Here is a 25373-nt window from a genome sequence, read left to right as displayed (position 1 = left end):
CAGAACACACGGAGAAGCGCGATCCCAACCTGCCAGAGAAAAGTTGTCTCGTGGAAAGTTGGAGCAGCGAGAGAAGCTGGGCACGAACATTCTCTGGGGCCGCAGTGTGACGCTTGATGAGGAAGTGCTAGCTGTCGTAACGTTGGTGACGGTTCGGTCCCGCCCAAAGTCCTGCGGCTCGTGACTGGTGTTGTCGGAGAGGCACTGCACCACTTCGGCACAAGGTCGCGTCAGAAAAGCGACGTTTGATCCGGCCCTGTTATTGACGACATCATCATGCGAACGGCGATCGGCCGATCGCGGGGGAGAGTCCGATGCCGAATGCCGAGTTGGACGAAGTCCGCAGAATGCTGACCTCAAGCCCGCGTCCAGCCGGGCTGGCAGAGCGGCGGCAGCGCCTCGACGGTTTGGGAGCGCGCTACACTGTACCACAGGACGTGCACGTCGAGCCGGAGGATGCGGGTGGCGTTGCTGCGGAGTGGACGCAGACGCCACTGGCGGACCCGGCGCGGGTCATCCTCTTCCTCCACGGCGGCGGCTATGTCTCCGGCTCCGTCGCCAGTCATCGGCACATGATCGCTCAGGCCGGGCGAGAGGCGGGAGCACGCACTCTCGCCCTTGGCTATCGCCTGGCCCCCGAGCACCCATTCCCGGCGGCCCTGGACGACGTGCTCGCCGCCTATCGGTGGCTGCTGGTCCAGGGAATTGCGCCTGGCAACATCGTCATCGCCGGCGAAAGTGCCGGCGGGGGTCTTGCCCTCGCCACGCTGGTCAGTTTGCGCGATGCAGGCGATCCCCTGCCGGGAAGGGTGTGGTGCAGTTCGCCCTGGGTGGATCTTTCCATGACTGGCGAGACGATGGAGACGAAGGCTGCCCAGGATCCACTTATCTCCAAGGCCTACCTGAAGGAGCTCGCCGGTCTGTACCTCCATGGTCAAGATCCATGCGGCCCCTGCACTTCGCCGCTCTACGCTGACCTTCGCGGCTTGCCGCCGATGCTTATCCAGGTCGGATCGGCCGAGACGCTGCTCGCCGATTCGCTGCGGCTCGCCGCCGTAGCGGGCGCGGCGGATGTGCGCGTCACATTGCAGGTCTGGCCGCACATGATTCATGCATGGCACCTGTTCTACCAGCAGCTCGCGCCTGGACGGCGTTCCCTGGCGGAATTCGGGGCCTTTGCACGCGCGGAACTGCCTGGCTCATAGAGTGCAGTGGCCATTCCGCCACTCCCTACCCTGCGAGGAAGCGAGCGCACCGGCCTTGGCGCTGGCCCAACCGGGCCAGATGTACATGTGTTTCCAGAACGAACGATCCCACCCAGCGTCGCGGGCATCTACGCCGCGAGCGCCGCGCTCGTAGCAAGCCAGGTACGGTCACAAGCACTCACCAGTTGCATGGCCGCGTCCGATGACGGGCGGTCCGAGCCAAGCCACTGTGCTTGGCCGAGACAGGCTTCCATGCAGGCATCCATTTCCGGGGCGGCGCTCGTCGCAAGCCCCAGGGCGGCAAGGTCGGCCGAAGGTGGCCACTCGGCCTCGCTCAGGTAACGGTTAGAGGCCTCTAACTCTGCGGACGCCATCTCCGGCGTCCGCACCGCCACGAAGCGCGTGGCGTAGGGCGGCTGGTTCCCTGGATCAATTACGGTGAAGCTCGACATGATGCCGATGAGGACGGTCGTTGGCGGCGTCGGCCGGAAGAGCGTGACGAAGACCGGCGCGAGCGCTGCCGAGTGCCCGTGCATTTCCAGGCATGGGGTCTGACCGTACATGCGCACCGGCCCGCTGCAACGCGCGATGCCGGTTGGCAGGCACTGGGCGTAATGGGCCATGGCCACTTCGCTCTCTGCGGAGAAGACGATCCGTAGAGAACCCCGGATCACCCTTCCTCGGAAGTACGGCGATTGGGCGTGCGAGTAGCAGGCATAGCTCCCGTGAAGTGGCCCAGTCTCGCCCTGGATTGCGGCCGGAGCGGCAGCGTTCTCGGGCCGGCGATCCGCCCTGATGGCTGCGAGCCGGGCAGGACCATACCGTTCGGCGAGAAGGGCCCGGAACTCGTCCAGGTTGCAGGCCAGCAGGTCCTCGGCCGTGCGGCCGAGGTCCACCAGCATGGCCCATTCCTCGTAGAGCCGGCCTGAACGCGGCAAGGTGCGACCCTGCATCCACTTGTAGGAGCGAGTAAGGTCGAAGGTCGTCTTCGGGTTGGCACGCTGAAAGGCGAGTGCCAGATCCTTCTGATGCGTGCATCCGAGCACGGCAGCCGTAAGCCGCAGCTTGGTGCCGAAGTCGCGTGCGAGCGCGCTGGGGTGCAGGCTCATGCAGGCCGCTCCGTGCTGTCTATGGCATTGCGCGCACATAGGCCCGTTGTGCCGCATGGCATGGAAAGTGTGTCCCAGATAATCCGCGATGCAATCTAGCGTGCCTTGGTTGGGAACCGAAACAGGCGACCTTGACCCATCGCAAGATCTCCGCCTCTAGACGCAAAGGTGCAATTTCTTATCTTTCGAGAAATCTATCCTGTTGTTCGAGAGAGGCTACCATCATCGCGAGGCGCGCGACCGGAGGGCCGTATACACGGCTTGAAGCACAGGCGCGGACTGCGGTCTGTCGTCGCGGTCAAGGCGGCTGACGCTCACGATGACCGCTGCGTCCAGGTCGGGGAAGAAATACATGTCAGTGTTGAAGCCGGCGATGCTGCCGGTGTGCCCGCAACCAGCGGGTCCCGTGATAAGACCCTGTCCATACTCGGTGCTTGTGCCCTCCAGCACTTGGCCTTTCATCCGAGCGGCCTGGGTGGCCGGCCGGAGCAGAGCGCCGGTGCACAACGCCCTGACATATCGCCCAAGGTCCCCTAGGCTGGAGGTCATGGCGCCCGCAGGCCCAGCAAGGCCCGGGTTCAGCCGCGTCTTGTCCTCGAAATCTCCCGTTTCTTGCTTCAGGCCGTAGCCGTGCAGGCCGCCCGGCAGGTCTACCACCCCGGGGTAGGAGGTTTGATCAAGCCTCATGGGGAGGATGATGTTTTCCACGATAAAGCGGCTCAGCGGCTGGCCTGACACACGCTCCACGATCCCACCGAGAATGTCGTAATTCAGGTTGGTGTAGACGCCCACCTCGTTTGGAAGGCGGAACTGGTTTTGCAGCCGGTTGGCCTCTGCCATGCGTTGCTCCAGCCCAGGAGCGGGGGCCAGTGGTTGGTCGTAAACCGCGCGGCCTGCTTGCTCGTCATCCGGGGCTGCGATGCCGCTTCGCATCCGCAGTAAGTCGTCCACTGTGATGAGCTTGGCGTTGGGGAAAGCGGGAAACCAAGTCGACAGCGCCATGTCCACGCTCAATCTGCCCCGATCGACAAGCAGTAGCACGGCCGTTGCTACGAAGGTTTTCGTCAGGCTTGCGATGCGAAAGGGCTGATCAAACTGCCGGTCGGCGCCACCAATCTCGGCGGCACCAGTTACGAAGCGATAGGGTGCGTGCCCGGGGATCGTGACCTCCACAGCAACCGAGGGGAGACGGTTTGTCCGCGCGATCTCAGTAAGCTGCCGGTCAAGCGCCCGCGACGCCTCTTCGCCCAGCACGCCGCTTGGTGTCTGCGCGTCGGCCATCATGGGAGTTGTCAGCACGGACAAGGCGAGGCAGGTCGCATGGAGCCCGTGAAAGCTTCTCATTGGCCAATCTTTAGGAAAGGCAAAGTGCCGATGGCTGGATACTTGGCAAACCGGGTCAGCACGGCTCTGTCTCCAATACGGCCGATGGCGGCAAGCCGAGGCGGGACGCATCCGCTGTGCCATGCATCCCGGAACGGGGAAATGTCCGCGACCAGTCGGCAAATGGTTCGAGGGTCAAGGAGGAGAACCTAATCAGTGGATGCACGGTGAAAATCTCGCCCTCTCCTCCTTTATTTCTACACACGTAGTGGTTGAAAATTTGTCCTAGACTATCCGGGACAATCGGGAGAGCTTCTGTTGTGCACATCTGGGATAGTAGGCTGCTTCTGCAGTTTGGCACCAAGCACCCGTTGTTCCACATCATGTAGCCCGGGACGAGGCCACATGGCTGGGTGCAGCGGAGGCTGCCTGCCACAACAATGCGGGGGCAGGTGGTCAGATGGCGACTCAAGGCGGTGCGCGAGAGGCGGCCAGCTTGACGGGGCCAAGTGCAGGAAAATCCACCAATATCGAATGGGGGATTGATGGGCGGGGGTGTGAAGCCACTCAGCCCGTAGGAGACAAGAGCGAGATATCCACCTTCCAAGGCGATGCTTCGGCGGCAGCAGGACCGGCACGCGACAGCGGAGAGCGGAGCAAGAGATTTTCCTTCCAGCCGGAGAAAGGGCAGGCGGGGCCTTTGCTGTTCCTTGCCGTCGGCACCCTCGCGCTGAGCCCAGTCGTCTTTCCCAGTGCGGCATCGGCGCAGTGTAACTCCAGCACCAGCCCGGCGGCTCCGCCCGCCGTGCAGACGAACTTCGCCAACCAAATCTTCACCCCGCAGTCACCTTACGTGGTGAACGTCCCCCTTTCCCAGAATGGATGCGGCGGCAACGCGGGTAGTCCGCAGAATGACGGCACACCCGGCCTTCCCGGACAGCCCGGGGCCCAGATCAACAGCACCAACACCGGCCTGACGATCATTGGGGCCGCGCCAGTCCCCCCGCCATCACCTGTCCCGACCATCGCCGTGTCGTTCGGCACGTTCGGCGGCGGCGGTGGCCTCGGCGGGCAGTCCGGCCTGCCGATCACCGATCCGACCACTGGCGGCCAGGGAGGGGCTGGCGGTGCGGGCGGCGCCGTCACGGTAGGCTTCAACGGCAACTTCCTTCCGGATCAGAGCACCGGCCTCGCGAGAACCGCACTGCAGTTGCAGTCGAATGGCGGTTATGGCGGAGATGGCGGCGACACCAATACATCCGACAGTGGCGCCAAGACCGGCGGGGCCGGCGGCGCGGGCGGCGCGGGAGGATCCGTTGCGCTGACAGGGAGCGGCAACGTCGCCGCGGTCACGAGCGGTGTCGACGTTTACTCGGCCGGTGGGTTGGGCGGAGCGGGTGGCCCGGGTGATTCGAGCTTTGACCTGCTCTCGACAGCCGAGGGCGGCGCCGGGGGCAATGGCGGAAAGGGCGGCACCGCTAGCGTCCTCTGGACGGGCGGCGCGATCCAGAGCTCCTTTTCCGGGCTGCAGGCCGCGTCGCAGGGCGGCCGCGGCAACGCCGGCGGGCAGGCGCAGAATGCGACCGGCCTGCAAGGTGGCGCCGGCGGCGTGGGTGGGGATGGCGGGACAGCGAGCGCAACCCTTGCCGGCGGGTCCGTCACCATCAATCAGCCAGTCAGCCTGACGGGCCTCGGCTCCGCCATCTCCGCCATTTCCAACGGCGGAAGCGGAGGTGTTGGCGGTTTGGCCGGTGCCTCGTTCGGGTCTGGCGGTGGCAGTGGGGGCAATGGCGGCAACGGCGGCAACGCCAGCGTCACAGTGCTCGGGAGCGTCAATTACGCCATTACCGGGAACACGGCGGCCGGGACGACCTATGGCCAGGCGGTGCTGGTCCAGTCGAACGGCGCGGCCGGTGGCAACGGCGGGGGCGCCAGCGGGCTGGCCGGCGGCGCCGGTGGCGGCGGATTTGCCGGGGCGGGCGGCAGCGCCGGCCTGACCCTCGGCGGTGCCTCGAATTCGGCGGTCATCCGCAGCACGGGCCCCTTCGCCCACGGCGCCCTGGTGCAGAGCGTCGGCGGCGGCGGCGGCAATGGCGGGGCGGCAAGCTTCGTGTTCGGTGGCGGTTCCGGGGGTGCCGGGCAGGCCGGTGGTGACGGCGGGACGGTGAACATCGCCGCGCCGAACGGTTCGGTGATCGTCAGCGGGCCGAGCAGCATCGCCCAACTGGCGCAGAGCATAGGCGGCGGCGGCGGCGCTGGGGGGGATGCGGGCACCGTCAGCCTCGCCGCATCCATCGCCATCGGCGGCAATGGCGGGCAGGGCGGCGATGGCGGCAATGTCGTCGTGTCGCTCGGGCCGGGCGGCGTCTATGCCTCCACCTCCACGCTGGGCGGGGGAGGCGTGCTGGCCCAGAGCATCGGCGGATCGGGTGGCTTCGCCGGCAGCGCGAACGCAACAGGTGCCGGTCTCCTGTCCCTTACCGTCGGCGGCGACGCCGGCGGCGGTGGCCAGGGTGGGTCGGCAAGGGTCGATAACGGCGCCCTTGTCACCACTTACGGCGACCACGCGACCGGCATCCAAGCCCAGAGCATTGGCGGCGGCGGCGGCAAGGGCGGGGCGGCTGTGACCTTTGTTGCCGGCATCCTGCCGGCAGCGGCGGTCGCGATTGGAGGGCGGGGCGGCGGCGGTGGAACGGGCGGCACCGTGAGCGTGGACAACATGGCGCAGATTACCACGTACGGCTCTGATGCCCATGGCGTGTTGGTCCAGAGTATCGGCGGCGGCGGCGGGACGGGCGGTGCCTCGGCGGCCCGCGCGGTCGCCCTCTCGCCCGACAAGCGCATTCCCGCGGTCTCTATCGCTGTGTCTATCGGCGGCGCCGGAGGCGACGGGAACACCGGTGGCAATGTCAGTCTGACCAACTCGGGGCTGATCACCACGGCCGGGCACGGCGCCACCGGCGTGATAGCGCAGAGCATCGGCGCTGGCGGCGGCAACGGCGGAGATTCCACCGCCGCCGCCTATTCGGGAACGGAGGGTGGTTCGGGGCTCGCCATCTCCATCTCAGCTTCTGTCGGTGGCCGTGGCGGCAGCGGCGGCACTAGCAGCTTGGTGAACGTCGTCAACTCCGGTCTGGTCCTGACCTTCGGCCAGGACGCCTATGGCGTGCTAGCGCAGAGCATTGGAGGGGGCGGCGGCACTGGCGGCGGCGGCGACGCCTCGGCCTCCTCCAGCGATGCCAAGTTCAGCTTCGGTAACAGCACCGCGGTTGGCGGTAGTGGCGGAAGCGGCGGCAACAGCGGCGCTGTTACCCTGACCAATACGGGGGCCATCACCACGCGTGGCGACGGTTCGGACGGCGTCTTCGCGCAGAGCATCGGCGGGGGCGGCGGCGCAGCCGGCGGTGGCACCGCCACGGCGGCGGGCGGCACTGTCTCCGTCTCTGTGGGGGTGGGCGGCAGCGGCGGGGCGGGCGGTTCGGGCAATGCGGTCACCATCCGCAACACGGGTGGCAGCATCATCACGCGCGGCACCGACGCGGTCGGCATCTTTGCCCAGAGCATCGGCGGTGGCGGCGGCAAGGGTGGCAAGGGCGGCGCGACCGCGGGAGGCGTCACCGACCTTTCAAACTTTCAGGCACTCTTTGACACCCTCTCGGCCGGCCTGAACTTCGGGCAGGGCGTCACGAAAATCACGGACAACATCCTGCAGATCGGGCAGACCGGCGAGAACATCCAGGCCTCCTACAACGAGCTGCGGGATATCCTCCCCCAGCCACAGTCGGGCGATGGCGAGGAAGGCTCAAGCAGCGACATTAACATCCAGGTGAATGTTGGCGCGGGCATCGGCGGCAAAGGCGGTGCCGGCGGCGATGGCGGCACCGTCATCGTGGCGAACACCGGCCAGATCGGGACCTTCGGCGCGCAGTCTGACGGAGTCCTGGTGCAGAGCATCGGCGGTGGCGGCGGCAGCGGCGGCGCCGCGAGCAGCGTCGGCGCGGCGAGCGACGACACCCCGATCCAGACATCGGTCTCGGTCGGCGGCGGCGGCGGCTCGGCCGGCAGCGGCGGCATTGTGGACGTCACCAATGGCACAGGCGGACAGATCCTAACCCAGGGCGTACTAGCTATGGGCATCGTCGCCCAGAGCATCGGCGGCGGCGGTGGAGAGGGGTCGGTCGCCGGCACGGTGAACGGGTCGCTCAAGAGCCTCGGGGTAGGCGTGGGCGGCAATGGCGGGGCGGCCGGCAACGGTGGCGGCGTGAGCGTGACTACCGGCGACGGCACCGCCAGCAGCACCATCACCACCACCGGTAAGCATGGCATAGCCATCCTGGCGCAGAGCATCGGGGGCGGTGGCGGACTAGTGCGTACCATGACCACCGACCAGACCTTCGACCCCTCCAAAATCCTGAACAATCCGCAGGGCCGTATCGGCGATATCCAAGGCTTCTCGCTTGACCTCGGCGGGCAGAACGGCGCGGGCGGCCGGGGCGGCTCGGTGCAGGTGACCGTTGCTGGCCCGGTCACCACGTCGGGGCTCGGCGCTCACGGCGTGGTCGCGCAGAGCATCGGTGGTGGCGGTGGCTTCGTGGCCGGAGGGCAGTTCCTAGGGCCGGTGCATGCGGGTGGCGATGCCAACCGCACGGGCGATGGCGGGAACGTCACCGTCCAGCTGCAGAGCGGCGGCGCGATCGCCACCGCCGGTGACGGCGCCTACGGCATCTTCGCCCAGAGTATAGGCGGAGGCGGCGGCATGGCGGGCGACCCTTCCCTGATCGGGACCTATGTTCGCGGCATCCCCACCAGCATCCAGCGCTCCGGCTCTGGCAGCGGCGGAACGGTGAGCATCACGGCGACGGACGCGAGCATCCGGACCACCGGCTCCTACGCCCCGGCCGTTTTCGCTCAGACCCTGGGCGGCGGGGGGGGAATGGTGAGCCAGGGCCCCTCCACCACGGGCCGTACCCTGTTTCGCGGGAGCACTAGTGGCAACGGCGACGGCGGTGCCATTACCGTGTCCCTGGTCAGCAGCCAGGTTTCCGCCATTGGTGCGGGCTCAGCCGGCATCCTCGCGCAGAGCACCGGGCAGGCTACAGGCGCCATCCAAATCTCGGTAGATGGGAATTCTACAGTTACGGGGGGCCAGCCCGATGCGAATCCCGCTGGCCAGGACCGCACGCAGCGCGATGCGGCCGCGATCCGCATCCTGGGCGGCACGGCCAACACGATCACCAATGCGGGCCGCATCACGGCCCTGAATGGCAACGGCGCCACGGGCTATGCGGTCCTGGTGGACTCAGCCCGCGTCACAGTCACCAACACGGGTACGATCGCCGGGGAGATCTCGGTTCCGACAGGCGGTGCTCTCGTGGACAATCGGCCGGGCGGCTTGATCTCCGCGCCGACGACGATCGACCTCGGTAATGGAGAGTTGCGCAACGCGGGCACACTGCAGGTGGGCGGCATGGGCACGGTTGGCCAGACTACCCTGACCGGCAACCTTGCCCAGTCCGGCACGGGCCGCTTGGTGATCGACGCCGACCTCGCCGCCGGCACCGCCGACCGCCTGGAGGTCCGAGGTCGCGCGCTGGTCGGCGGCACGGTCGAGGTGCGACCGACCAGCATCGCGAACAGTTCCGTAACGGTGCTGACCGCGACAGACGGGCTCTCGCTCGATCCCGTCCTCTCCGCCAGCCGAACCCATCTCTTCCGCTTCGACCTCCAGGCCTCCGGCGGCGACCTGCAACTGCGGCCGGCTGCCGAGTTCGAGGCCGCGGCCGGCGCGCTCGGCTCCAACCGGCGCCGCGTGGGGACGCACCTGCAGGAGATCTGGGACAGCGGCGCGCGTTTCGACGCGGGCTTCACTGCCCTCGGCGGGGTCGCCGACGGGGGTGGCTACGCCCGGGCGCTGGATACCCTGTCCGGGCAAACGGTGGGCGCCATAGCCGCATTCCGCCACAGCGCCAGCCACGTCTTCGCAGGCACCATGCTGGACGAGTGCCCTACCTTCGAGACGGCGGGGCTGACGCCCGACCGATCGAACTGCGCCTGGGCGCGCATCTTCGGCGGCACGGCCAGCCAGGGCCGCACCAGCGATTCCCTAGGCTACCGCGCGGATACCTGGACGCTTCAGGCCGGCGCCCAGCGAGAGGTCTCGCCCGGCCTCTTCCTCGGCGGCTCCATCGGTTACGAGAACAGCAGCTTCCGTGGGGACAGCAACACGTCCCGCGTTACGGGAGACACGCTGCTGCTCGGCGCCAGCCTGCGCTGGCAGGAGGGACCGTGGCAGGTCTCCGGGCTCGTCGACTTCGGCTATGGCTGGTTCGAGAGTCGGCGCGCGGTCTCAGTCGGCTCCTTCGGCGCGGTTGCACGCGCCTCGCCCGACACGCTCCACGTCGGCGGGCACGGGCGCATCGCCTACCAGATCCCTTTCAGGGACTTCTACTTGCAGCCACGCCTGGACCTGCACCTGACCTGGGTCCGCAGCGGCGGCTACACCGAGCGCGGCGCCGCACCCTTCGACCTGGCCGTGGAGGCAGGGAGCACCACCTCCTTCGCGGCCGTCCCGGCGGTCGAGATCGGTGGGCGGCTGCGCCTCGGGAGAGAGGGCGGGCTGGTGCTGCGCCCCTTCGCCAGCGCGGGTGTCCGGTTCGGCGCGAACGGAGATTGGACCACGACGGCCCGCTTCGCTGCGCAGCCCATCGGCCAGGGCTTCCGGGCGACGACCCCCATTCCGGACGTGGTGGGCCGCTTCACCCTGGGCGCCGAGGTGCTTGGCAGTGAGCGTTGGGACCTGCGCCTCCAGTACAGCGCCGAGGTGGGCGACGGCTATACCGCCCATGCCGGCACGGGCCGCATTGCCTACCGGTTCTGAAAGGGCTCCACTCTCGCCACGCCAGCGCTCCGGGCCGGGGCCAGGCAGCATGTCTGGGCTGCCCGGTCGGGCCATGAGGCCCGGTTTGCCGACATCCGGTCCGAGGCGGGCATGTGACAGGATGCCCGGGCCGGCACGAGGAGAGGATCTGCCATGACGCCTACGCTGCTTCGTTCCGCGACGCTGTGCCTGCTCCTGGTGTTTTATGTCAGAGGAGACGGCGCGCTCGCCCAGGCGGCCGCACGCAATCCGTCGGGTGCGGCGCCGGCGGTGCCTTCCCTGTCCGGTCCCCCCGCGGGCGGGGCGCCGGCTGCTCTGCCATCCACGACGCCGCGGCCGGACCGCACGACGGCCTCTTATGGCGACTGGATCCTGCGCTGCGAGATGCAGGCCGGCTTGAGTGGCCGTCAGTGCGAGGTGGTCCACACTGTCCTGGATCAGCGCGGCCAGACCCTGGCGCAGCTCGTGGCGCGCCGGGGCGCTACCGCCGCCTCCATTTTGCTTTCCGCTCAAGTCGGCACGAATGTCACGGTTGCTGACCCCCTACGACTGACCGTGGAGCAGGCTGCGATATCTCTGACCTTTCGTCGTTGCTTCGCGCGCGGCTGCTTCGCGGAAGCCCAGCCGACAGAAGCGGAGCTTAGCTCGATTGTGCCCCGCACGGAGCCTGCGAAGGTCGAATTTCATGATGGCGACGGTCAAGTTGTAAGCCTCCCAGTTTCGCTGCGCGGCCTCACTCCCGCGTTGAACGCGCTCCGGATTGCCGACCAGGACGGCTCGGGCTGAGGTTCGGATCAGTCACTCGAACCGAGCCGGGCTGCACGGACGAAGCGGCTACCCAGCCAGCCCGGGTCTTCGGTCGCATGGCCGAGGTTAGGTGGAACTAAATGGCTGTGTTCCGGAATGATCTGCCGAGTGCGACATCACCGTGGAAGCGGCAGCTGAAGAGAGGCATTCGGACTTCTCGTGTGCAAAGGCGAAGTGCTGGTCGGGCAATGAGGGCCGACATCTTCCTACGCAGTGCATATTCGCCCTCGGCAAAATTTTTGGATAGTAGCGCTCGGTAGCTTGGTTCGAGTGAGGGATGTAATGATGATCGAAGGGGGAGATCGATCAACTTGGCCAAGACCAGATCCTCAGGGCCGTGAAGATGGATTGCTGGACCAATTCGGCGGCCCGTGCAGCAATATTCTTCCAATAATTGCCGAATCGCCTCAGCTCGGTGCTGAGGCTACTTCGTGACATGCGTCACATGTTGAGCTGGGGCAGCAATCCCAAACTGCGCCTCAAATCGCCTCGCTGCGCTGGAGGCAAGGATGCGTACTACCCAGCAGCTGCCGGTGCTTAACGGGCGCGGGTGGCCCACGAGGTGCGCGGCGGGGGGGCAGGTGTTGCAGTTGTCGGGATTTGGCTGTTCTCGCCTATACCGAACAAATTCGGTGCCTGATCACTCCTCTGGGCCACTGTACGCGCAGCGGCGGTGAGGAGAGCGAGTATCGCAGGCAGGATCTTCATGGCGTACCATTCACTCCCAACCCGCCCGCTGCTCAATTGCGCCACAGCCCTGCCTAATGAAAGTCCCGGCTCGAGGGCAGCTTCACCGGATCCCGTCGGGATCCCGGCTCTGGCCGCCTGACTTCATCCGCTCGCCCGAGCAGCCGGTCCCAGCCCGCCTCTGCGCCGTCCACCTGCCCGAGCCCATCCAGCAGGTCGGAGCGGTCGATGAGCTTGCGCGCGATGAGGTGCAGGATCGGCACCTCGGCGTGCTCGTCCGTTCGCTCCACCCGCCCCTCGGTGACCAGCAGCCGCGCTCCAATCAGCGCCGCCCGGTCCCGCTCGCCGACGTTGGCGTAGACCACGAGGTTCGCCTCGCCCCACTCGTCCTCGACGGTGACGAACACCACGCCCTTGGCCGTGCCCGGCCGCTGCCGCATGAGCACCATGCCGGGCAGGCGGATGGCCTGCCCCTGCCGCGCCTCGCGGAGCTTGCGGGTGTCGTACAGACCCAGCTGCTTCAAGACGGGCCGCAGCAGCGCCAGCGGGTGCTGGCGGAGCGTCAGCCCGGTTGCCCGGTAGTCCGACACCACCGCCTCGCCGGCGCGCTCCTCGCGCAGGGCAGGGGCCTCCTCCTCGATCAGCGGCCCCTCGCTGGCGGCAAACAGCGGCAGGTCCTGTTGGGCCCTGACGTCCACGGCCGCCGCGGCCCAGTGCGCCTTCCGGCGGGTGGTGGCGAGCCCCGCGAAGCTGTCCGCCCCCACCAGCGCCTCGAGCGCCTTGCGGCTCAGCTGCGCCCGCATGGCCGCCTCCTCGACCGAGACAAAGGGTCGCCCATTCCCGGCGTCCCTGACCTTGACCAGCCGCCGGCCCTCCTCCTCGGACAGCCCCGCCGTGACCCGCAGCCCCAGCCGCAGGGCGAACCCGTCCGTGCTCTCCGGGTGCGGCTCGAGCGTGCTGTCCCAGGCCGACAGGTTCACGTCCAGCGGCCGCACCTCCACGCCGTGCACTTTGGCGTCCCGGACGATCTGCGCCGGGGCGTAGAAGCCCATGGGCTGGGAGTTCAGCAGCGCGCAGGCGAAGACGCTCGGGTGATGGCAGCGGATCCAGGAAGAGGCATAGACGAGGTGGGCGAAGGAGGCGGCGTGGCTCTCGGGAAAGCCGTAGCTGCCGAAGCCCTCGATCTGCTTGAAGCAGCGCTCGGCGAAGTCGCGGGGATAGCCGCGCCGCGTCATGCCCTCGACCAGCCGGTCGCGGTAGATGCCCACGCCCTGCGTGTACTTGAAGGTCGCCATGGCGCGCCGGAGGTCGTCCGCCTCCTCGGGCGTGAAGCCGGCGGCGACGATCGCCACCCGCATGGCCTGCTCCTGGAACAGCGGCACGCCGAGCGTCTTCTCCAGCACCCGCCGGAGCTCGTCGGGGTGGCCGTGTTCTCGGGAGGGGCTGGCATACTCCGGCTGCTCCAGCCCCCAGCGCCGGCGGATGTAGGGGTGGACCATGTCCCCCTGGATGGGTCCGGGCCGCACGATCGCGACCTGCACAACAAGGTCGTGGAAGGTGGCGGGCTTCAGTCGGGGCAGCATGTTCATCTGCGCCCGGCTCTCCACCTGGAACACGCCTAAGGAGTCGGCGCGGCGGAGCATGGCGTAGGTGGCCGGGCAGTCTCTGGGTAGGCCGGCGAGATCAAGGGTCAGTCGCTTGTGCCGGCTCAGCAGCCCGAAGGCGCGCCTGAGGCAGGAGAGCATGCCGAGGCCGAGCACATCGACCTTGAGGATGCCGAGGGCGTCGATGTCGTCCTTGTCCCACTCGAGCGTGGTGCGGTCCTGCATGGCGGCGTTGGTCACCACGGCCAGCTCGGTCAGCAGCCCGCGGGTAATGACGAAGCCGCCGACATGGGTGGCGACATGCCGGGGGAAGTCCTGGATCTCCTCGGCCAGATCCAGGGTCATGGCCAGGCGCGGGTCGGTGACGTCGAGCCCCTCGGCGGCGGCGATGTCGGCGAGCGACCCGTCCCTTCCCGGTCCCCAGCTCGCCTTGGCCAGGTGGCCGGTGATGTCCTCGGACAGGCCCATCGCCTTGCCGACCTCGCGGATGGCGGACTTGGGCCGGTAGCGGATGACGGTGGCGCAGATCGCCGCCCGGTCACGGCCGTAGCGCTGGTAGAGGTGCTGGATGACCTCCTCGCGGCGCTCGTGCTCGAAGTCGATGTCGATGTCGGGCGGCTCGCCCCGTGAGGCGGAGACGAAGCGCTCGAAGAGCAGGTCGTGCTTGCCCGGGTCCACGGCCGTGATGCCAAGCACGTAGCAGACGGCGGAGTTCGCGGCCGAGCCACGCCCCTGGCAGAGGATGCCCTCGCCGCGGGCGAAGCGGACGATTTCGTGCACGGTGAGGAAGTAGGGCGCGTAGCCCAGCTGCTCGATCAGCTGCAGCTCGTGCCGAAGCGTCCCCTCGATGCCCGCAGGAGAGCCCTCGGGCCACCGCTCGGCCAGGGCGGCCTCCACCCGTGCCTCCAGCGTCTGCTGCGGCGTCCTGCCCGCCTCCAGGATCTCGTCCGGGTACTCGTAGCGGAGCTGGTCCAGCGAGAAGCCCTGGGTGGCCTCCAGGATGGCCAGGGAGGCCGCCACGGCCTCCGGGTGGGAGGAGAAGAGCCGCGCCACCTCCTCCGGCGGCTTGAGGCAGCGCTCGGCGTTCGGCTCGGCGGCGAGGCCGAGGGTGTCGACGGTCACGCCAAGGCGGATGGCGGAGAGGACATCGACGAGGCGCCGCCGGTGAGGACGGTGATAGCGGACATTGCCGGTGGCTAGCAGCCGGACCCTGGCCGAGGAAGCAACGGCGGCGAGGTGGTTCAGCCGACCCTGGTCGTTCCCGGTGAAGGCGCACCAGCCGGCGAGGTGCAGCGGCAGGGCGAGGCGATCCCGCAGCGCCAGGACATCCTCCCGCAGACGGGCAGCGAAGACAGCGTCCGGCACCTCGGGAGGCACGACCGCCAGCACCAGGCCCTCGGCATGGGCCAGGAGGTCGCGCCGTGTGAGTTCGCAGCCTCCCTTGGGCGCGTTCATGCGGCCGCGAGAGAGCAGGGTAGTCAGCCGGCCGTAGGAGGCGCGGTCAGTAGGCCAGGCGAGATACCCGCTGCCGTCCACCAGCTCGAGACGGGCCCCCACCGCGCAGGGCAGTCCGAGCTTCTTGGCGGCGACATGGCCGCGCACCACGCCGGCGAGGCTGTTGGTGTCGCAGAGGGAGAGGCCCGCAAGACCGAATTCAGCGGCGGTGGCGACCAGCTCGGCGGGGTGGGAGGCGCCGTCGAGGAAGGAGAAGTTCGACCGCACGCCCAGCTCGGCATAGGCGGGCAGGGGAGCCGGCACGCTCAGCCGGTGCTGTGCGGGCGGGCGCCTCGGCCACGCATGAGCACGAAGCCGGCCTGCCGCAGGTGCTCCGTCAGGCGCTCGGCAGCCAGGCTCGCTGCAAGGTCGCCGCCGCCGCGCCGTGCTTTGCCGCGTGCGTCGAAGCGCAGCGCATGGGCGAGAGCCGCCGCTATTTCCTCATCCGTTGCCGGTACAAGTGGGTCATCGCTCGCTCGTTGAGTGGTCATCCTGCTCACCCCTCCCAAGCAGCATCGGCCGGAAGATCTGCCGCATTCACCCGCGGCAGGCGCCCCTTGACCTCCGCCCAGGCCCGGACCTGCGCCAGCATGAGCGTTCGTGTCTCAGGTGCTGCGGCGTTCCAGAGGGCGATGAGCTCATCTCGTCCACGGTCGGCCGTGACGGGCTGAGGAGGGGAGGGGCGAAGGTTCAGCACGGCAGGGCTCCTGCGAATCGGATCGGCCAATCGAGGTTAGAGAGATTGGAACAAGGCGGGAACATGCGAGCGCTGATGACGGTTGCAAAGCTGAGCAGTCGGGAGCCGAAAGCTGCTTGGCTTTGACCTCGAACAGAGCGAAGCGTGGTCGTGCGGGACGGGAGGCATCTCCTTTCCTCGCTGCCCTGCTCACCGGCAGCAGGGCTCTGGGTCGTAGGACCTGGCTGATCGGGTCCGCCCAGGGACCTGACGATGACGAAGCCGCTCTCCCCCACCCAGGCGCAGATCCTCAGCTCGGCCGCCCAGCACTTGGCAGGGCTGGCCAAGGCGCCCCCGAACCTGCCCGCTGCCGCCCGGAATACGGGGTTCCAGAGCATGCTGAAGGCTGGGCTGCTGGAGGAGGTCGCCAATCCCGGCGGCAGCCCAACGAGGGTCCTGCGGATCACCACGGCCGGGCTGATGGCGGCCGGTGAGCCGAGCACGGCGGAGTTGGCCGGAGAGGCCGCTCAAGTGGCGCAGGAGGGCCGGGAGGCAGGCAACAGCACGGCCGCGCTGGAAGACCAAGTGCCGTCCGCTGCCCAGCCACAGCCTCGCAACACGCTACGAGACGCCGCAACCGCCCTGCTGGTCGCCTGGGATGCGGGGGTGGAAAGCTCCGCCCTGCCGGGTTCTATCGAGGTGCTCAGGGCGGCTTTGGGATGCCGCACAACTCAGAGCCGGGCTGAACGTGATGCCGCCGCCCCACGCCGCCCGCGTGAAGGCACTAAGCATCAAACCGTACTCACCCTCCTGCGCAGGGAAGAAGGGGCCACCATCGCCGGGATCATGGAAGCGACTGGCTGGGCGCAGCACACGGTCCGCGGGTTCCTGGCCGGGCTGAAGAAGAAGGGCCACACGGTCGAAGTGCTTGAGCGAGTACGGCAGGTCGGATCAGGGGCTCAGGGAGCGAAGGGCAGCTACAGCGTCTACCGCCTCGCCGCCGGGGAGCAGAGCTGATGGCCGCCCTTCGTCGCGCACCCACCCAGCCTCGCTACGCCGTGGCGCTGTACCGGGTGTCCACCGCCGAGCAGGGGCACTCTGGCTTGGGACTAGAGGCGCAGCAGGCCAGCGTCCGCGCCTTCGTTGAGCGCGAGGGCTGGACGCTGGTTGCCGAGCACCAGGACATCGCCTCGGGCAAGGACGACCGCCGGCCCGGGTTCCAGGCGGCGCTGACCCGCTGCCGTCAGCTCGGGGCGGTACTGGTGGCTGCAAGGTTGGATCGGATCACTCGCCGTGCACACACGCTCTCGGGACTGCTGGAGGAAGGTATCTCCATCCGTGCCGCCGACATGCCAGGCGCGGACGACCTGATGATGCGAGTCTATGCCGCTATGGCTCAGAAGGAGCGCGAGCTGATCTCGGAGCGGACCAGGGCGGCGCTGGCAGCGGCGCGGGTGAGAGGGGCAGTGCTGGGTGGAGATCGGGGGTGGCGGCCACCATCGCCGCCCTGCGCCTCGGCTGCGGCACAGGCCCGCCAGGAAGAGGCTTTCCGCACCGCGCACTGCCTCGTCCTGCAACTGGATGCGCTCCGGGAAGAGGGAATCACGACGAATGCGGGGATAGCGCGGGCTCTGATGGAGAGGAGGGTGCCAGCGCCGCGAGGAGGGGCTGTGTGGACCCATACGACGGTTGCTCGAATTGTAGAGCGGACCTCCGTGTGACGAACGTGCCGCACCTAGTTGCTCAAGCTTCGTTTGATACGTTCCACAGCTACATGCTGAGCTCCAGCTAGGTCAGATTTGGCGCCACGCGTTTATCGGGCGCCTATGCACCATCCGCATCATGGGAAACACTCTCGTGAGCAGCTAGGATGTGGATGGTATGGGTGACACCGATCTCGACAGCACCGCTTGGCTCGTGACGCCAGGTGCGTACCTCGCCGGCCGGTCTGCCGAACAAGCGATGCCGGACCGCCCGCTCTCGCTCTATCTAACAATGCAGGACGGGTGCCGGATCGCAGTGGACGTTTGGCTGCCCGAGGGCTCGACAGGGCCGGGACCAGCCATTCTCATCCTCACACCCTATTACCGTCGGTTCGCGGTCGCGGACGGCAGCGATGCTGACGCGATCCCGAATGCCGGCAAGTTCGTCCGCTTCCTGGTTCCGCGCGGTTATGCCGTGGTCGTCGTCGACGTGCGTGGCACCGGTGCGAGCTTTGGCACGCGCGACAGCTTCCGCTCACCTCGGGAGCGGGACGACAGCCGCGAGATCGCGGACTGGGCTGTGGCGCAGCCCTGGTGCAATGGACGGCTCGGTGCGACCGGCATCTCCTACCCAGGTGCGGCCTCGGACTTCCTGGCCAGCACCGGGCACCCGGCCGTGAAAGCGATCGCGCCGCTCTTCGCGATGTGGGACACTTGGCAGGACCACTACTATCCCGGTGGCGTGTTCCTAAACCGCCTGTCCCGCTCCTACGACGACCTCATGATTGCTATGGATCATGACAGGCGCGACCTGCTGAAGAACATCGCGTACTACGCCAATCCGGATCTTCAAGGTCCCGCCTCGGTGGACGAGGATCCGGGCGGCGCGCTGCTGGCCCAGGCCCTTCAGGAGCACCTCGGCAGCTTCCATATGCCCGACTTCATCACGGAATTCCGCTTTCGTGAGGAGCCTCTGCCCTACGACGCCGGCTTCAGCTCGGCCTCATTCAGTCCGTACGCTTATCGCGACCACATCCGAGAGGATGTCGCGGTGCTTGCAACCTCTGGCTGGATGGATGGCGTAGGCTTCAGCAACGCGGCAATCGCTCGCTACCTGACGCTCTCGAAAAACCCCGTGCATCTCCTGCTCGGGCCCTGGGACCATGGGGCACGCAGCAACGTCTCGCCCTGGCGTGACCAGCCAGGATCCCAGTTTCCGCTACTGGGCGAGTTGCTTCGATTTTTCGATCACTACCTCATGCACCGCCCGACGGGGTACGAGAAGGAAGCGCGGGTCCATTATTTCTCCATTCATGCTGAGCGCTGGCAGGAAGCTAGGACTTGGCCGCCCGTCGATCAGATCCGGCGGCTACATCTCGCACCTACCGTGCTACAAGCTGACAAGGGCGCAGTGGGCCGCGACACGTTCCAAGTGGACTTTACCGCCGGCAGCGGTGACCACACGCGCTACGAGAGGCTGGCTGCCATCGACACCACCACATACTACGCCGACTGGGGCGAACGGACGGCGCGGCTGCCATCGTGGACCTCCGGACCGATGGAGGCCGACGCAGAGTTGACCGGCCACGGCGTCGCCGATCTCTGGATTCAGTCCAGCGAGCCTGACGCGGCAATCTTCGTCTACCTATCTGAAGTTGAGGCGGACGGGACCGTGCGATACGTCACCGAGGGATTGCTTCGTGCCCTGCACCGTAAGGAGAGTCCTCCGCCGGAACGTTACCAAGCGACTTGGCCCTCCCGAAGCTTCGCACGCGCCGATGCCTCCCCGCTGGTGCCCGGTCACGCCGAGCGCCTCCGCATCGCGCTGCTGCCGACTTCCTGGGTGTTTAGGGCGGGTAGCCGCATCCGCCTCTCGATTGCGGGAGCCGATGCCGACCACTGCATTCAGGTGCCGCACGGGCGTCCGCCGATCCTTACCGTCCTGTATGGAGGTGATCACGCCTCGGCGCTCGATCTGCCAATGTGCCCCTTTCTCCGACCCACCATTGAAGGAACGAAGGCATGACGATGAGTGCAATCGGACGTCGCACCCTGGCCGCCGTTGCCTTGACCTCGGGCGCGGCGCTCCTTGCGCCCAAAACGCGGGCGCAGAGCACGTTCCCTACGCAGCCCATTCGCCTCATCGTCTCTCAGGCTGCCGGCTCCAACACCGACGTCGTGGCGCGGCTTATGGCAGAGCCGATGGCCCGCAAACTCGGCCAGCCCGTGGTGGTGGAAAACCGGGCGGGCGCCAACGGCGTGATCGCGACGACCTACATCAAGCAGCAGCGGCCGGATGGACATACCATCGCGCTGGTTGGGGTCTCCCTGCTCACGTTCAATCCATATCTCTACAGCAACCTGCCTTACGACCCGGCGCGAGATTTCACCTACATTGCACCCGTCTCGGACACTCCTTTCGTCCTGGTCGTCAGCCCGAAGAGCGGTATCACCTCGCTCGCTGATTTTGTGGCGCGCGCCAAGACGCAGCCAGGACGGCTAACCTTCTCCAGCGCCGGGATCGGTAACTCTACTCATCTCGCGACTGAAATGCTTGCCGACCGCACGGGCATTCAACTCACTCATGTTCCCTATGCCGGCACCACCCAGGCACTGACGGCCGTTATGACCGGCGAAGTAGACGCGATGATCAGTGTGCTCGGTAACGCCCTGCCGCAGATTCGTGACCGATCGCTTGTTCCTCTCGCCGCGGTCGCTGCGGCCCGCTCACCTGACTTGCCGGACCTGCCCACGCTGACCGAAGCGGGGGTAAACGCCCCGGTCATGCCAGGCTGGCTTGCGCTGGTCGGCCCGGCTGGCATGCCGGAGCCGGTCGTGATGCTGCTCAACTCAGCCGTGCGCGAGGCTTTGGCAGACCCGGCGGTCACTCGGAACATGGTCGCTTCCAACATCGTCCCGATCCCAGGCTCGGCGGAGGACATCCGCGGCCGTGTGGCACGGGATGGGGACGTCTGGGGTGGCTTCATCCGCACCAAGAACTTACGAGTGGAGTGAGGAAATAGCCTAGGAGCCTGCTCGTCGAGCCGTTGCAGCGGCGCTGCGGTGGGGCACCGGATGCCACATTAAGCATCCGAGCCATACTGGAGGCAGCTCGGTGGACCGGGCCTTGGCTGCCCCGGCATCTGGCTGGTCCGGCTGAAAAATGCCTTTGACTGCCGTAATTCGACTGCGCTGATAGCAGGAGTTGTGGCAGTCATCAGAGCAGGCTGGCGTCGGTGGCGCGGGTTGCTTTTCGCGCCATGCAGCCTAGCCAGCACGCATGTCCATGGCTCGCACGATGGGGACCCAGCGCTCGTTCTCCTCGCTGAAGAACCGGGCCACTTGATCCGGAGATCCTGACATTGGCGTCAGGTCGATGGCCGCGAAGCGCGCGCGGACCTCGGGCCGTGCCGTGACGTCGTTCACGGCGGCGTTCAGCCGGGCCACTACCTCGGTCGGTGTGCCGCGCGGCGCGACGATCGCCTGCCATGGTTCGAGGTTGTTCACGCTGGCGAAGCCCGCCTCCTTTATGGTGGGCACGTCCGGCAGGGTGGGGATCCGCGCGTCGGACATGACGGCCAGACCGCTGATCGCGCCGGAACGGACGTGCTCGCCGATGACCGAGGGCGTGTCGACGAGGAAGGCAATCCGGCCCGCGAGAAGGTCCGCCAGCCCCGCTGCGCTACCGCGATAGGGAACATGCGTCACCTCCAGGCCGGTGACGTTGGCGAAGTGCTGGGCAGCGATGTGGCCGGAGGTGCCGGTGCCGGCCGAGCTGAAGTCGTAGGTGCCGGGCTTCGCCTTTACCGCTCGCACCAGCTCGGCGACGCTGCGGACGTTCATGTTCTTCGCCGCGACCAGGATCAGCGGCACCTTGGCCACCAAGGCGACGGGAACGAAGTCGCCCATGGGATCAAAGGGCAGGCTGGCGTTGGCTCCTTGCACCAGGATCTGCGCCGTCAGCCCTCCGAGCAGCAGGGTGTAGCCATCGGCCGGGGCACGGGCGACGGAGGCGGCGCCCACGACGCCGCCCGCGCCGGGTCGGTTGTCGACCACAACGGGCTGGCCGAGCAGGGGAGCCACGCCTTCGGCCAGCAGACGCCCCGTCGTGTCGTAGCTGCCGCCGGGGGCGAAGGGCACGACGATGCGGACGGGCCGGTCCGGGAAGGCGGCCCGGGCCGGCCGCGTGCCCGCGACGGTGCCGATCGCAAGGGAGCCGAGCAGAGTCTGACGGCGGGTCAGGAGCATGAGGGCAGGGTCCTTTGGTGCAGCGGTCACCAAACCGGGCCGCTGGGCAGGCTGAGAGCGGCGCGGATCTCGGCGCAGACGGCCTGGAATTCCGTCTCGGCCACCGCGCTGAAGCGCCGCATGCGGGCATAGCCGTGGATCAGCCCCGGACCGATGCGGGTGACCGTGGGAACGCCAGCTTCCTCTAGTCGCGCGGCGTAGCGCAGCCCATCGTCACGGAGGGGGTCGAGCGCCGCGATGCTGAGGTAGGCGGGCGGCAACCCGGCGAGGCTCGGCGCGCGCATGGGCAGGGCATAACCGTCCTGCGGACCCGCACCCTCCGGCAGGAAGGCCTCCAACGCCTCCCTCATCGCCGCGCGGGTGAGGATGGGGTCCGTGCCCGCACGGTAGCTTTCGGTCTCCAGATCGTCGTCGAGCGTGGGATAGAGCAGGGTCTGGTGCAGGATGACTGGGCCGCCGCGATCCCGCGCCATCAGGGCGCAGGCCGCGGCGAGGTTGCCCCCTGCGCTGTCGCCCGCGATGGCAATCCGATCTGGGTCGATCCCTAGCGCCCCGGCCCTCTCCGCCGCCCAGCAGAGCGCGGCGTAGGCGTCCTCGGTCGCAGCCGGGTAGGGGTTCTCCGGCGCGCGGCGGTAGTGGACGCTGAGGAGGACGGCGCCCGTGTTGGCCGCAAGGCTCGCCGTGATAAAGTCGTGAGATTCCGGGCTGCCAGCGATCCAGCTTCCGCCGTGCAGGTAGAGGATGGCGGGGCGTCGCCCATCCCCAGCGGGGACGTAGACACGGACGGGGATCTCGCGTCCCGGAAGGGTGACGTAGGTGGTGTGGGTGGAGAGCCAATCCGGGTGGCGCTCGGCCGTGACGCGGGCGAGGATTTCCGCGCGCAGGCGCCTCTGGTCGGGCGAGAGATCCACAATCCCTGCCATACGACCGGCATCCCGACGCGCCTTCGCAACATAGGCCACGACACCCGGGTCGATGGAGGGGTGCAGGTCGCTCACTTGGCGCCCGGACGGGAAAGGGCTGTTCTCATCCTGGCGAGACTAGGCACTGCGTTCACGTGGGTGCAAGCCTGTTTCATGCTCATGAAAACAGCGGAGGCTGCTTGGCCCGTCATCCTGCCCAGCCCACAGAGGCGCGTAACGCCCATGCCATCGACGGCACGATTGGGCGCCGGTTGAGGCTATTGCGCGAGACGCGGCGCATGCCGCTGGCCGCTATGGCGCTGAGTCTCGGTAAGTCGGTCGGCTACCTAAGCCAGGTGGAGCGCGGCCTCTCGTCGTTGCCGGTCCGGGATCTTGTGCGCATTGCGGAGTTGCTGGGGGTGGACTTCCTCTCGCTCGTCAGCCCAGTCGAGACGGGGGCGGCGGTCTCGCCCATTCGCCGTGCGGGCGATACCTCGCCCGTCGTGTTCCACCCGAGCGGCATCACCAAGCGGCCGCTCGCCCCGCCGGCACCGGGGGATCTGCAGCTTTTCCTCATGACGCTTGAGCCCGGATCCAGCACGGGCACGGACCTCTATAGCCACGAGGGAGAGGAGGCCGGGTTGGTAATAGAGGGCAGCATCCGGCTTACCATCGCGACGGCGACCTACGACCTCGCCCAAGGAGACGCCTTCCGCTTTGCCAGTAGCACGCCGCACGGCTTTGCCAACGCAGCGGAGCAGCGCTCGGTGGTGCTTTGGGTCAACTCACGTAGGTAAGGAAAGTGGCAGTGCCGTCAGGCAAGGCTGTTCGAGAACAGCATGGTGGCGTAGGGCCGGGGCTGGCTGTGCGGGCCACCAGCAGTGTGGTTCGGGCGAAAGGGGGTGTTCACCACCGATCAACGGTCGTTGGTCGGTGTTGAACATGGCGCTGGCCAAGCGTCCGCGAGCTCTTCAGACTGGCGGGCTTAGGTGCAAGGCAATCGGCCGGTGGCAGACCGCCAGTGTGTCTCTTGTGGCGTGTGAACGGGCTTGCAGTGCTCGTTAACGAGAGCACCGGCTGCCGAGTGGGAGGAAAGCCATGCGCGTCATGGTTCTGGTGAAGGCGACGAAGGACAGTGAAACCGGAATGCTCCCCGGAATTGATCTGCTTGAGGCCATGGGTAAGTTTAACGAGGAGTTGGTGAAGGCCGGCATCCTCCTGTCAGCCGATGGATTGAAGCCGTCATTCGAAGGGAAGCGGGTCGCCTTCAACGGAGCGGATCGCACCGTCATCGATGGCCCTTTCTCGGAGACCCAGGAACTGGTCGCCGGCTTTTGGCTGTGGCAGGTCAAGGACATGGCGGAGGCGGTCGAGTGGGTAAAGCGCTGCCCGAACCCGATGCCCGGCCCAAGCGAGATTGAGATCCGTCCGCTGTATGAGATGGCGGACTTTGGTGAGGGCATGACGCCAGAGCTCGCGGCACAGGAGGAACGTCTGCGAAAGGAAACGAGCGGCCGCTAGAGCGCACCGCCAGCGAGATCTTTCGGGTGTCGGCTCAAACAGTCTTCCAGGACGTGACGCCCTCTTCGTCATCGTTGGCAAAGAGCCTGGTGTAGCGGTCCTCCTGCTCATCCGGCTTGGGCCTGAGCGCGCTGCCCTTGACCATCCTGTCGAGCAGCTGTCCGACCAGCCCGAGCGCGTCCACTTGGTCATCGTGCCGACCCGCTGGGAAGGTCAGCAGCTCGGCCTCGAATGCCTGCCGCCAGGGTGCCGCCCGGGGCAGGTGCAGTCCGTCCAGCGCCATGCGGCCGCGGATCGACTGCGTTCTGACGGCCTTATCGCCGCGGGTGGGGAAGGGGCGGCGGGCCACGTAGGCCTGCCGCTCCCGCATGCGGCGCTCGAGGAAGGGACCCACACCCGCCCTGATCTGCCCCGTCTCCTCGGCCCAGCCGATCGGCCGCCACTGGCGTACGAGGTCGCAAAAGGCCTCGATCCACGCGTCCGCCGCTGTCTGACCGCGCCAGAGGTCCAGCAGCCAGAGGCGGCCGTTTGGATCCATGCCGAGGACGACGTGCACCGTCCAGTCACCGCCACTCCGCCAGGAAGTAGTCCCCGGTGTCCGGCACCGGCCGCTGTTGGTAGAGCGCCGACCAGCTACGGGTGCTCGCCTTGGCCTTCACGCGGGTGAGCGAGGCCGCATACCCATACTGGTCGTCACCCCAGAGCATCTGGCCAAGGGCGCGGCCGAGGGGGTCGTCTTGCTCGGCCTCGGCGGGGAGGGACACCACGCGCCACTGGCCGTGCTGCGCCTGGAGCAGCCGCCCCGAGAGGTCGTCTTCGTGCCAGCGGGTCTGCACCACCACGATGGCGGCACCGGGCCTGAGACGGGTTCTGAGGTCGTCCCCGAACCAGGCCCAGATCCGCTCCCGGCGTGCCTCGCTGTCGGCCTCCTCCCTCGACTTTACGGGATCGTCGATCAGGGCGAGATCTGCGCGGAGGCCGGTGATCACCCCACCGATGCCGGCCGCTCGGTACTCGCCACCATTCGTGGTGGTCCAGAGGTCCTCGGCCTCTCGGTCCAGCCTGTAGCCGAGCGTCAGGCCATGGGCGCGGATCCGACCTCGGACCCGGCGCGAGAAGGCACCCGCGAGGTCAGCGGTGTTGGAGGTGGCGATCACCCGGCGGTCGCGGCCCTGGGCGAGGAACCAGGCCGGGAAGAGGTCTGACGCGTAGGTGCT

The 25373-nt window shown here is 67.6% G+C and carries 18 protein-coding genes; 9 read left to right on the top strand and 9 right to left on the bottom strand.

What is annotated here, in order from left to right; translation table 11 throughout:
* Window positions 1-314 precede the first annotated feature (314 nt).
* Window positions 315-1205, top strand: coding sequence for an alpha/beta hydrolase (locus BO39_RS25445; RefSeq protein WP_043838995.1), 891 nt, complete (start codon window positions 315-317; stop codon window positions 1203-1205).
* A 128-nt stretch (window positions 1206-1333) separates the two neighbouring features.
* On the opposite strand, the gene BO39_RS30445 is transcribed toward BO39_RS25445, so the two are convergent.
* Together BO39_RS30445 and BO39_RS25435 are read right to left on the bottom strand one after the other, a co-directional pair.
* Window positions 1334-2314 carry a hypothetical protein gene (locus tag BO39_RS30445; protein ID WP_052402678.1) on the bottom strand — a complete coding sequence of 327 codons (981 nt, stop codon included), beginning with the start codon at window positions 2312-2314 and terminating at the stop codon, window positions 1334-1336.
* Window positions 2315-2536: 222 nt separating this feature from the next.
* The gene (locus tag BO39_RS25435) at window positions 2537-3658 is read right to left on the bottom strand and encodes a serine hydrolase domain-containing protein (RefSeq protein ID WP_043838993.1); all 1122 of its coding nucleotides are present in this window, start codon (window positions 3656-3658) and stop codon (window positions 2537-2539) included.
* Window positions 3659-4667: 1009 nt separating this feature from the next.
* Between BO39_RS25435 and BO39_RS33040 the strand changes: the two genes are divergently transcribed.
* On the top strand, window positions 4668-10514 hold the full coding sequence (locus BO39_RS33040; RefSeq protein ID WP_156963917.1) for an autotransporter outer membrane beta-barrel domain-containing protein: 5847 nt from the start codon (window positions 4668-4670) through the stop codon (window positions 10512-10514).
* A gap of 153 nt (window positions 10515-10667) precedes the next feature.
* Window positions 10668-11300, top strand: coding sequence for an invasion associated locus B family protein (locus BO39_RS25425; protein WP_043838991.1), 633 nt, complete (start codon window positions 10668-10670; stop codon window positions 11298-11300).
* Between the two features lie 782 nt (window positions 11301-12082).
* Here the strand turns inward: BO39_RS25425 and BO39_RS25420 are convergent.
* From BO39_RS25420 to BO39_RS33035, 3 genes are read right to left on the bottom strand one after another with little or no spacing between them, the layout of a single operon-like run.
* Complete coding sequence (locus tag BO39_RS25420; protein ID WP_245615399.1) at window positions 12083-15370, bottom strand: error-prone DNA polymerase; 3288 nt, start codon at window positions 15368-15370, stop codon at window positions 12083-12085.
* 2 nt (window positions 15371-15372) lie between these two features.
* Window positions 15373-15597, bottom strand: coding sequence for a hypothetical protein (locus BO39_RS25415; protein ID WP_043838988.1), 225 nt, complete (start codon window positions 15595-15597; stop codon window positions 15373-15375).
* 5 nt (window positions 15598-15602) lie between these two features.
* The gene (locus BO39_RS33035) at window positions 15603-15803 is read right to left on the bottom strand and encodes a hypothetical protein (protein WP_156963916.1); all 201 of its coding nucleotides are present in this window, start codon (window positions 15801-15803) and stop codon (window positions 15603-15605) included.
* A gap of 252 nt (window positions 15804-16055) precedes the next feature.
* On the opposite strand from BO39_RS33035, the gene BO39_RS25410 reads away from it, so the two are divergent.
* The 4 genes from BO39_RS25410 (at window position 16056) to BO39_RS25395 (ending at window position 20500) form a co-directional block, all read left to right on the top strand.
* Window positions 16056-16799, top strand: coding sequence for a DUF3489 domain-containing protein (locus tag BO39_RS25410; protein ID WP_043838986.1), 744 nt, complete (start codon window positions 16056-16058; stop codon window positions 16797-16799).
* Entirely contained in the window at window positions 16799-17503 is a 705-nt protein-coding gene (locus BO39_RS25405) for a recombinase family protein (RefSeq protein WP_052402674.1), read from the top strand. The genes BO39_RS25410 and BO39_RS25405 overlap by 1 nt, the downstream gene beginning before the upstream one ends.
* Window positions 17504-17663: 160 nt before the next feature.
* Window positions 17664-19511: a CocE/NonD family hydrolase gene (locus tag BO39_RS25400; protein ID WP_052402672.1), complete on the top strand. Its 1848-nt coding sequence runs from the start codon at window positions 17664-17666 to the stop codon at window positions 19509-19511.
* Entirely contained in the window at window positions 19508-20500 is a 993-nt protein-coding gene (locus BO39_RS25395; RefSeq protein WP_052402670.1) for a Bug family tripartite tricarboxylate transporter substrate binding protein, read from the top strand. Before BO39_RS25400 ends, BO39_RS25395 begins: the two co-directional genes overlap by 4 nt.
* A gap of 252 nt (window positions 20501-20752) precedes the next feature.
* Here the strand turns inward: BO39_RS25395 and BO39_RS25390 are convergent, their stop codons facing one another.
* The gene (locus BO39_RS25390; protein WP_043838983.1) at window positions 20753-21733 is read right to left on the bottom strand and encodes a Bug family tripartite tricarboxylate transporter substrate binding protein; all 981 of its coding nucleotides are present in this window, start codon (window positions 21731-21733) and stop codon (window positions 20753-20755) included.
* Between the two features lie 26 nt (window positions 21734-21759).
* Entirely contained in the window at window positions 21760-22731 is a 972-nt protein-coding gene (locus BO39_RS25385; RefSeq protein WP_211257565.1) for an alpha/beta hydrolase, read from the bottom strand.
* 104 nt (window positions 22732-22835) lie between these two features.
* Here BO39_RS25385 and BO39_RS25380 point away from each other — a divergent pair, with 104 nt between their 5' ends.
* A complete protein-coding gene (locus BO39_RS25380) occupies window positions 22836-23432 on the top strand; it encodes a helix-turn-helix domain-containing protein (protein WP_052402669.1) in 597 nt (198 codons plus the stop codon).
* A 301-nt stretch (window positions 23433-23733) separates the two neighbouring features.
* On the top strand, window positions 23734-24156 hold the full coding sequence (locus tag BO39_RS25375; protein WP_043838981.1) for a YciI family protein: 423 nt from the start codon (window positions 23734-23736) through the stop codon (window positions 24154-24156).
* Between the two features lie 34 nt (window positions 24157-24190).
* Here BO39_RS25375 and terL read toward each other — a convergent pair whose 3' ends face one another.
* Window positions 24191-24712, bottom strand: a complete 522-nt coding sequence (gene terL / locus BO39_RS30440; RefSeq protein ID WP_052402668.1) for a phage terminase large subunit — start codon at window positions 24710-24712, stop codon at window positions 24191-24193.
* Window positions 24713-24719: 7 nt separating this feature from the next.
* Window positions 24720-25373 (bottom strand): terminase large subunit domain-containing protein (locus BO39_RS33760; protein WP_211257564.1); only part of this gene is annotated, 654 nt, incomplete at its 5' end.

The organism is Roseomonas aerilata DSM 19363, from assembly GCF_000711725.1.
GTDB classification, from domain to species: Bacteria; Pseudomonadota; Alphaproteobacteria; order Acetobacterales; family Acetobacteraceae; genus Roseomonas; species Roseomonas aerilata.
Note: the sequence above shows the minus strand (reverse complement) of the source record. Positions and strands in the feature narration are given on the sequence as shown.